The sequence below is a fragment of the Streptomyces olivochromogenes genome (assembly GCF_021538895.1).
Classification (GTDB): domain Bacteria; phylum Actinomycetota; class Actinomycetes; order Streptomycetales; family Streptomycetaceae; genus Streptomyces; species Streptomyces olivochromogenes_A.
Window position 1 is genome coordinate 1 of the sequence record NZ_JADDRL010000206.1, and the last position, 8,363, is coordinate 8,363.

The 8,363-nt window shown below is 72.2% G+C and carries 7 protein-coding genes; 5 read left to right on the top strand and 2 right to left on the bottom strand.

Going from position 1 to position 8,363, the window contains the following annotated elements; genetic code table 11:
* Positions 1-151: 151 nt before the first annotated feature.
* Positions 152-1,009 (bottom strand): hypothetical protein, encoded by an 858-nt coding sequence (locus IPZ69_RS45340; RefSeq protein ID WP_235460770.1) that lies wholly within the window; start codon positions 1,007-1,009, stop codon positions 152-154.
* A gap of 83 nt (positions 1,010-1,092) precedes the next feature.
* Between IPZ69_RS45340 and IPZ69_RS45345 the strand changes: the two genes are divergently transcribed.
* The 4 genes from IPZ69_RS45345 (at position 1,093) to ilvD (ending at position 5,553) form a co-directional block, all read left to right on the top strand.
* Complete coding sequence (locus IPZ69_RS45345; protein ID WP_235460771.1) at positions 1,093-2,025, top strand: Ppx/GppA phosphatase family protein; 933 nt, start codon at positions 1,093-1,095, stop codon at positions 2,023-2,025.
* A 128-nt stretch (positions 2,026-2,153) separates the two neighbouring features.
* Complete coding sequence (locus tag IPZ69_RS45350) at positions 2,154-2,984, top strand: sugar phosphate isomerase/epimerase family protein (RefSeq protein WP_235460772.1); 831 nt, start codon at positions 2,154-2,156, stop codon at positions 2,982-2,984.
* Positions 2,981-3,586 (top strand): TetR/AcrR family transcriptional regulator, encoded by a 606-nt coding sequence (locus IPZ69_RS45355; RefSeq protein ID WP_235460773.1) that lies wholly within the window; start codon positions 2,981-2,983, stop codon positions 3,584-3,586. Before IPZ69_RS45350 ends, IPZ69_RS45355 begins: the two co-directional genes overlap by 4 nt.
* Before the next feature lie 113 nt (positions 3,587-3,699).
* The gene (ilvD, locus tag IPZ69_RS45360; RefSeq protein WP_235460774.1) at positions 3,700-5,553 is read left to right on the top strand and encodes a dihydroxy-acid dehydratase; all 1,854 of its coding nucleotides are present in this window, start codon (positions 3,700-3,702) and stop codon (positions 5,551-5,553) included.
* Positions 5,554-5,620: 67 nt separating this feature from the next.
* On the opposite strand, the gene IPZ69_RS45365 is transcribed toward ilvD, so the two are convergent.
* Positions 5,621-7,816: a serine/threonine-protein kinase gene (locus IPZ69_RS45365; protein ID WP_235460775.1), complete on the bottom strand. Its 2,196-nt coding sequence runs from the start codon at positions 7,814-7,816 to the stop codon at positions 5,621-5,623.
* A 180-nt stretch (positions 7,817-7,996) separates the two neighbouring features.
* Between IPZ69_RS45365 and IPZ69_RS45370 the strand changes: the two genes are divergently transcribed.
* Positions 7,997-8,311 (top strand): SH3 domain-containing protein, encoded by a 315-nt coding sequence (locus IPZ69_RS45370; RefSeq protein WP_235460776.1) that lies wholly within the window; start codon positions 7,997-7,999, stop codon positions 8,309-8,311.
* Positions 8,312-8,363 lie beyond the last annotated feature (52 nt).

Consider the following 8,363-nt stretch of genomic DNA (forward strand, 5'->3'; position numbering starts at 1 on the left):
CCGACACCCACCCCGACCAGCCCGTCCCCGACCGGCTCCGGCTCGACCCCGCCACCGACCGGCAGCGGCGACCCGAGCCCGTCGGACAGCTAGGAAGGACGGCGGCTCGGTGGCCGGGACAGGCCCCGCGGACGGGACCGTGACCTGCCGATCAGCGGGCCGGATCGGCCGGGTGCGGGGCCAGCAGCGGCAGCTGGGACGCCAGTCGCGCCTCGCACAGCTCGACCAGCCGGTCGTAGCCCGCCTTGCCCATCAGCTCGGTCAGCTCGGCCCGGTAGGAGACGTACACCGGATCCCCCGCGCCGTGCGCCGAGGTCGCCGACGTGCACCACCAGTGCAGGTCGTGGCCGCCAGGGCCCCAGCCGCGGCGGTCGTACTCACCGATCGAGACCTGGAGCACACGCGTGTCGTCGGGGCGGTCGATCCAGTCGAAGGTCCGCCGGATCGGCAGCTGCCAGCACACGTCCGGCTTGGTCTCCAGCGGCTCGCGGCCCTCCTTCAGGGCCAGGATGTGCAGCGAGCAGCCCGCGCCGCCGGCGAAACCGGGGCGGTTCTGGAAGATGCAGGACCCCTGGTACGGACGGGTCTGGCGGGAGCCGTCCTCGTCCTCGGAGGTCCAGCCGCGTGCCCTGCCCTCGTCGTGGTGCTGCCAGATGTCGGGCGTGAGCCTCGCCACGTGCCCGGCAACCCGCTTCTCGTCGTCCTCGTCCGAGAAGTGGGCGCCCAGCGTGCAGCACCCGTCGTCCGCGCGGCCCGCCTGGATGCCCTGGCAGCCGCTGCCGAAGATGCAGTTCCAACGAGAGGTCAGCCATGTCAGATCGCACCGGAAGACCTGCTCGTCGTCCGCCGGATCAGGGAATTCCACCCATGCGCGGGCGAAATCCAGCCCCTGCTCGTCGGCTCCCGGGCCCCGCGGGTCCCGCTTCGCCTGCTTGGGTGGCTTCACCTGCGAAGAACCGTCGGCCGATTTGGCAGCCTTGTCAGCTTTCGTCTTTTTCGTCTTTGGCACCCGTCCAGGGTAAGACGCCCGAAGCCGCTTCCGGCACTGCTCCGAGGACGGCCCCCGGCCCGGGTGGCAGTAGCGTTCCGTACATGAGACTCGGTGTCCTCGACGTGGGATCTAACACGGTGCATCTGCTGGTGGTGGATGCGCACCCTGGCGCGCGCCCTCTGCCCGCGCACTCGCACAAGGCGGAGCTGCGGCTCGCTCAACTCCTTGACGAGGACGAGGCCATCGGTCCCGACGGGGTGGACAAACTGATCGCCGTCATCCACGATGCGCTCCAGGCCGCCGAGGACAAGGGCGTCGAGGACCTGCTCCCGTTCGCCACCTCCGCCGTGCGCGAGGCCAGCAACGCCGACGACGTCCTCGCCCGTGTGAAGGCCGAGACGGGCGTCGAGCTGCAGGTCCTCACCGGCGCGGAGGAGGCCCGGCTCACCTTCCTCGCCGTCCGCCGCTGGTTCGGCTGGTCGGCCGGAAAGCTGCTGGTCCTGGACATCGGCGGTGGCTCCCTGGAGATCGCCTACGGCATCGACGAGGAGCCCGACGCGGCCGTCTCGCTGCCGCTGGGCGCGGGCCGCCTCACCGCCGGCTGGCTGCCCGGCGACCCGCCCTCCCCGGATTCGATAAGGGCCCTGCGCCGCCATGTGCGCGCGGAGATCGCCCGCACGGTCGGCGAGTTCAGCCGCTCCGGCACCCCCGACCACGTGGTCGCCACCTCCAAGACCTTCAAGCAGCTGGCCCGCATCGCCGGCGCCGCCCGCAGCGCCGACGGCCTCTACGTCCAGCGCGAGCTCAAGCGGGAGTCCTTGGAGTCCTGGGTGCCCCGCCTGGCCGGCATGACCACCGCCGAGCGCGGCCAGCTGCCGGGCGTCTCGGAGGGCCGCTCCGCCCAGCTCATCGCCGGAGCCCTGGTCGCCGAGGCGGCGATGGACCTGTTCGGCGTGGAGAACCTGGAAGTCTGCCCGTGGGCGCTGCGGGAGGGCGTGATCCTGCGGCGACTGGACCACATGGGGTCGGCGTAGCCACCGGGGCGCAGGCGCGCGGCGGTGGCGTGACCGGCCACCGGCGGGCCGCGCCCGCCCATGGGGAAAGTCACAACGGCGAATAGGCACCCGGCATCGCGCCGACCTCACCCCGTAATCTGTCCCCCGTGGCCAAACCAAGGGACGTCGTCCGCATCCCGGATGCGAAGGTCGCGCTGTCGACGGCCTCCGTGTACCCGGAATCGACGGCGACGGCCTTCGAGATCGCCGCGCGCCTCGGGTACGACGGCGTCGAGGTCATGGTGTGGACGGACCCGGTCAGCCAGGACATCGAGGCCCTGCGCCGGCTGTCCGACTACCACCGGATGCCGATCCTGGCCGTGCACGCCCCCTGCCTGCTCATCACCCAGCGGGTGTGGTCCACGGACCCCTGGGTCAAGCTCCAGCGCGCCCGGGCCGCCGCCGAGAAGCTCGGCGCGAGCACGGTCGTTGTCCACCCGCCGTTCCGCTGGCAGCGCCAGTACGCCCGGGACTTCGTCACCGGGATCTGGCGGATGGCGAACGAGACGGACGTACGGTTCGCCGTCGAGAACATGTACCCCTGGCGCTACCGCGACCGCGAAATGCTCGCGTACGCCCCCGACTGGGACGTGACGAAGGACGACTACCGCCACTTCACGATCGACCTCAGCCACGCGGCGACGGCACGCGCGGACGCCCTGGAGATGGTCGACCGCATGGGCGACCGCCTCGGCCACGTCCACCTGGCCGACGGCAAGGGATCCGCGAAGGACGAGCACCTGGTCCCCGGCCGGGGCGCCCAGCCCTGCGCCGAGCTGCTGGAGCGGCTCGCCTTCACCGGCTTCGACGGCCATGTCGTCATCGAGGTCAACACCCGGCGCGCCATGTCCAGCGCCGAACGCGAGGCCGATCTGGCCGAGGCGCTGGCCTTCACGCGCCTGCACCTCGCCTCGGCGGTGAAGGTGCCCCGGCGATGACCGACACCGGCGCGCGCCGCCGTGGCCGCCCCCCGCGCACCGAGTCCGGCGAGACCCGCGACCGCATCCTGGCCGTGGCCCGCGAGGAGTTCTCCGAGCGCGGCTACGACAAGACGTCCGTCCGCGGCATCGCCAAGGCCGCCGGGGTCGACTCGGCCCTCGTCCACCACTACTTCGGCACCAAGGAGCAGGTGTTCGCGGCCGCCATCGAGGTCGCCTTCGCGCCCGCCCTGAACGCGCCGACCACGGTGGCCGACGGCCCCGTGGACGCGGTGGGCGAGCGGCTCACCCGGTTCGTCTTCGGCATCTGGGAGAACCCCACCACCCGTACGCCCCTGCTGGCGATCCTGCGCTCCGCCGTCAACAACGACACCGCGGCCGCCGTCTTCCGCCGCCTGGTCGCCGCCCAACTGCTGCGCCGCATCGCCGTGCAGCTGGACCTGCCGGACGCCGAGCTGCGCGCCGAGCTGGCGGCGGCGCAGCTGGTGGGGTGCGCGATGCTGCGGTACGTGATCAAGCTGGAGCCGCTGGCCTCGGCGGACCTGGAGCAGATCGTCGCGCGGGTGGCCCCGGTCGTACAGGGGCACCTGACCGGACCCTGAGCGCGGGCGGTCTCCCGAGACAGGCGTCCCGCATTTCGGACACCGCGTCCCGCCCCGTGGATGACCGGCGTACGCTCGACCTGAGTCAGAACTCTCCGAAGGAGCGAGCGACGATGCCCGAGCTGAGGTCCCGCACAGTCACCCACGGCCGCAACATGGCGGGCGCCCGCGCCCTTATGCGCGCCTCCGGGGTACCCGGTGCGGACATCGGCCGGAAGCCGATCATCGCGGTCGCCAACAGCTTCACGGAGTTCGTGCCGGGCCACACCCACCTCCAGCCGGTCGGCCGGATCGTCAGCGAGGCGATCAAGGAGGCGGGCGGCATCGCCCGCGAGTTCAACACGATCGCGGTCGACGACGGCATCGCGATGGGCCACGGCGGCATGCTGTACTCCCTGCCCTCCCGCGACCTGATCGCGGACTCGGTCGAGTACATGGTCGAGGCCCACTGCGCCGACGCCCTGGTCTGCATCTCCAACTGCGACAAGATCACCCCGGGCATGCTGCTGGCGGCGCTCCGCCTGAACATCCCGGCCGTCTTCGTCTCCGGCGGCCCCATGGAGGCCGGCCGCGCCACCCTGGTCGACGGCACGGTCCGCACCCTCGACCTGGTCGACGCGATCTCCGACGCCGTGAACGACAAGATCTCGGACGAGGACATCCTCCGTATCGAGGAGAACGCCTGTCCGACCTGCGGCAGCTGTTCCGGCATGTTCACCGCGAACTCGATGAACTGCCTGACCGAGGCGATCGGCCTGTCCCTGCCCGGCAACGGCTCGGTCCTCGCCACCCACACGGCCCGCAAGCAGCTGTACGTCGACGCGGCCCACACGGTCATGGACATCACCCGCCGCTACTACGAGCAGGACGACGAGACGGTCCTGCCGCGCAACGTCGCCACCTTCGCGGCCTTCGAGAACGCGATGGCCCTCGACATCGCGATGGGCGGCTCCACGAACACGATCCTGCACCTGCTCGCCGCCGCCCAGGAGGGTGGCGTGCCTTTCGGCCTGGAGCAGATCGACGCGGTTTCCCGGCGCGTCCCGTGCCTCGCCAAGGTGGCCCCGAACGTCGCCAAGGACCGCACGTACTACATGGAGGACGTGCACCGGGCCGGCGGCATCCCCGCCCTGCTCGGCGAGCTGCACCGGGCCGGCCTCCTCAACGAGGACGTGCACGCGGTCCACAGCCCCTCCCTGGAGGACTGGCTGAAGCGGTGGGACGTGCGCGGCGGCTCGCCCTCCCCGGAGGCGATGGAGCTGTGGCACGCGGCCCCGGGCTGCGTCCGCTCCGCCGAGGCCTTCTCCCAGTCCGAGCGCTGGGAGGCGCTGGACGAGGACGCGGAGAGCGGCTGCATCCGCAGTGTGGAGCACGCGTACTCGAAGGACGGCGGCCTGGCCGTCCTCAGGGGCAACCTGGCGGTCGACGGCTGTGTGGTGAAGACCGCCGGCGTCGACGAGTCGATCTGGACCTTCGAGGGTCCGGCGGTGGTCTGCGAGTCGCAGGAGGAGGCCGTCGAGAAGATCCTCAACAAGCAGGTGACGGACGGCGACGTGGTGGTCATCCGCTACGAGGGCCCCAAGGGCGGCCCGGGTATGCAGGAGATGCTCTACCCGACCTCGTTCCTCAAGGGCCGCGGTCTGGGCAAGACCTGCGCGCTGATCACCGACGGCCGCTTCTCCGGCGGCACCTCGGGCCTGTCCATCGGCCACGCCTCGCCCGAGGCGGCCTCCGGCGGCACCATCGCCCTCGTCGAGGACGGCGACCGCATCCGCATCGACATCCCCGGCCGCACGATCGAGCTCCTCGTCGACGAGGCCGAGCTGGCCCGCCGGGAGCAGGCGCTCGGCGGTCTCTACGCCCCGAAGAACCGGGAGCGCAAGGTCTCGGCGGCGCTGCGGGCGTACGCGGCGATGGCGACCAGCGCGGACAAGGGTGCCGTGCGGGACGTGACGAAGCTGGGCTGACGCCCGGCACCGGTTGTCCGACTGGCCTAGGGGCCGCCTCCCTCAGTGGGGGCGGCCCCTTCGCGTGTCACCAGGCCGACGGGTCGGCCGCGTCCACGGCGAACACGGTGCCGTCGGGGGCGGTGGCGCAGACCCGCCCGTTCTTGATCACGGGGGCCGGTGGCGCCCCCATGACCTGCGCCGAGTTCGCGCCCAGCCGCGCCGGGGTCTGCCCGACGAGCTTCCCCTTGCGGGCGTCGACGGCGAGCAGCCGCCCGTCGCCCGCGGTGAAGAAGACGTGCTCGCCGTCCGTGACCGGCGCCGAACCGCGGCTCACCGAGGTCTCCAGGCGCCACGGCGACCGGCCCGTCGCCAGGTCCACGGCCGCCAGGGTGCCGCCGGTGCCCAGCAGGTAGACCGTGTTCCCGCGCACGGTGGCGTGGGCGCCCGCGAGCGCGACGGGCAGCGCCACCCGGCGCGTCGCCCTGGGCCCGGGGGTGTAGCGGACAACGGCCCTCGTGTCCCCGTAGACGCGGTCGACGGAGAGGAAGAACACCGAGCCGTCCGCGGTGCCGAAGGGCCGCAGCGTCCCCTTCAGCCGGGCCTCCCACCGCATGTCACCGGTCACCGGATCCACGGCGGTCACACGGGTGCCCGAGCCGTCGCCGGACGTGCTCGTCGCGTACGCCAGCGGGTCGCCGGGGAACGAGTCGAAGACCGGGTGGCCCTGGCCCGTGATCCGGTGGGTCCACCTGGTGTGGCCCGAGGCGGCGTCCAGGGCCGTGACCGTGCCGTCGGCGGCCGTCAGCAGGACCGTTCCGCCCACGTACCGCACCGTCGTGTCGGCCGGCAGACCCTGCTTCCAGACCTCCCTGCCCGTGGCGGGGTCCAGCCCCGCCAGCCGCGTGCCGCCGCCGGTGTAGGGCTGGATCAGACCGCCCGCGAGGACCGGCGGGCCGCTGGTGGTCTTCGTGGCCACCGGCTGCCGCCACAGCAGCCTGCCGTCGGTGGGGGACAGGGCGAAGACCACGCCGGGCTGCGCGCAGAGCAACTTCTTCGCTCCGTACGCGCATTGCGGCATCCCCGCCGCCTCGGGCGCCGGCTTCCTGTGCCAGGCGCTGAAGGCGGCGGCCCCGGTGCGGGGACTCGCGTTCCGCGGCGCGGGTTCGCCGCCGCCGAACGCCTGGACCGAGGCGAGCACGGCGGCCACGGCGACGCCGAGCGCCCCGACGCCCAGCGCGGCCCGCCTGACCGCGCGACGCCCGGACGGCCGTTCGGCCTCCGCGGCCTTCCCGGTTCCCTCGGCCTCCTCGGCTTCCTTCGCCTCATCGGCCTCGCTGACCTCGCCAGCCTCGTCGGTCTCGCCGGCCTGCTCGGTTTGTTCGGCGGGTGGTTCGGGAGCGGTGGCACCGTCCCCCGTCCGCTGTGCCGGTATGAACGCCTGGGTGTCGTACGAGGCCGCCAGCGAGCGCAGCTCCCGCATCAGCTCGTCCGGAGTCGGCCGGTCCTCCGGCTCCTTGGCGAGGCAGCTCAGCACCAGCGGCGCGAGAATCTCCGGTACGCCGGTCAGATCGGGCTCGTCGTGCACGACCTGGTAGGCGACGACGTAGGGACTGTCGGAGTCGAACGGCCCGCGCCCGGTCGACGCGTGCACCAGCACGGACCCGAGCGCGAAGATGTCGGCCGCCGGACCCACCTCGCGCGGCCGGCGGAACTGCTCGGGCGCCATGAACGGCGGCGTGCCGATCAGCTTGCCGGTCTCGGTGCGCAGTTCGCTGTCCTTGGGCCGGGAGATGCCGAAGTCGATGACCTTCGGCCCGTCCTCGGCGAGCAGCACGTTGCTGGGCTTGAGATCGCGGTGCACGACGCCGACGCGATGGATGTCGCGCAGGGCCTCCGCGAGCCCGGCCATCAGCCGGCGCAGCTGACCGGGCTCCATCGGCCCGTTCCGCTTCACGTGCTCGGACAGGGTCGGGCCCGGGATGAACAGCGTGGCCATCCAGGGCCGGTCGGCCTCCGGGTCGGCGTCGACGACGGGCGCCGTGAAGGCACCGCTCACCTTCCGGGCGGCGGCCACCTCCTGCCGGAAACGGCCCCTGAACTCACGGTCCTTGGCGAATTCGGCGTGTACGACCTTCACCGCGAGCTTCAGGCCCGAGGTGCTCCGGGCCAGGTGCACCACGCCCATACCGCCCGATCCCAGACATGACTCCAGGCGGTAGTGACCGGCGTACTCGGGAAGTTCCGCTTCCGCGCCCGCTCCGGTGTTGCGCTGTGGCGTCATGGACCACCCCCGTGCCGTTCCTACGCGCGCGCGACGAGGGGAGCCTAGTCGATGACTCGTACGAGTCAGAGGCGGCTTGCTAGCCTCCGTGTGCGAGTCGCGCACAGGTGTTTCGCGATGCGCATCCGGGGAATGAACGGGGCCCCATGACTGTCATGGGGCCAACGGGGGAGGTAACACATGTCTGTTGAGCGTGCGGAAGAGGCCGAGAGCGCCGAAGCGGCCGAGGCCGTGGCGACGGCGGCCCTGCACTACTACTCGGTCGCCCCGGGCATGCGGCTCAACGTCCGCAGCGGCCCCGGCACCGGCTACAACATCGTCCGCGTCCTGCCCGAGGGCGCCAAGGTCCCGATCTACTGCCAGTCGCCGGGCACGCGGGTGTCCGGCTACTACGGCACCACGAACATCTGGGACAACATCGACAACGGCGAGTACGTCTCGGACGCCTACGTGAACACCGGCGCCGACGGGTACATCGCACCGCGCTGCGGCTGACCCCGCCCGGGGGCCCCGCCCGCCCGGAGCCATAATCGTCGCGTGAGCGACG

Excerpts from the sequence above, each read along its gene's own strand:
- IPZ69_RS45345 (WP_235460771.1), top strand. The coding sequence starts at position 1,093 with ATGAGACTCGGTGTCCTCGACGTGGGATCTAACACGGTGCATCTGCTG.
- IPZ69_RS45355 (WP_235460773.1), top strand. The coding sequence starts at position 2,981 with ATGACCGACACCGGCGCGCGCCGCCGTGGCCGCCCCCCGCGCACCGAG.
- ilvD (WP_235460774.1), top strand. The coding sequence starts at position 3,700 with ATGCCCGAGCTGAGGTCCCGCACAGTCACCCACGGCCGCAACATGGCG.
- IPZ69_RS45365 (WP_235460775.1), bottom strand. The coding sequence starts at position 7,816 with ATGACGCCACAGCGCAACACCGGAGCGGGCGCGGAAGCGGAACTTCCC.
- IPZ69_RS45370 (WP_235460776.1), top strand. The coding sequence starts at position 7,997 with ATGTCTGTTGAGCGTGCGGAAGAGGCCGAGAGCGCCGAAGCGGCCGAG.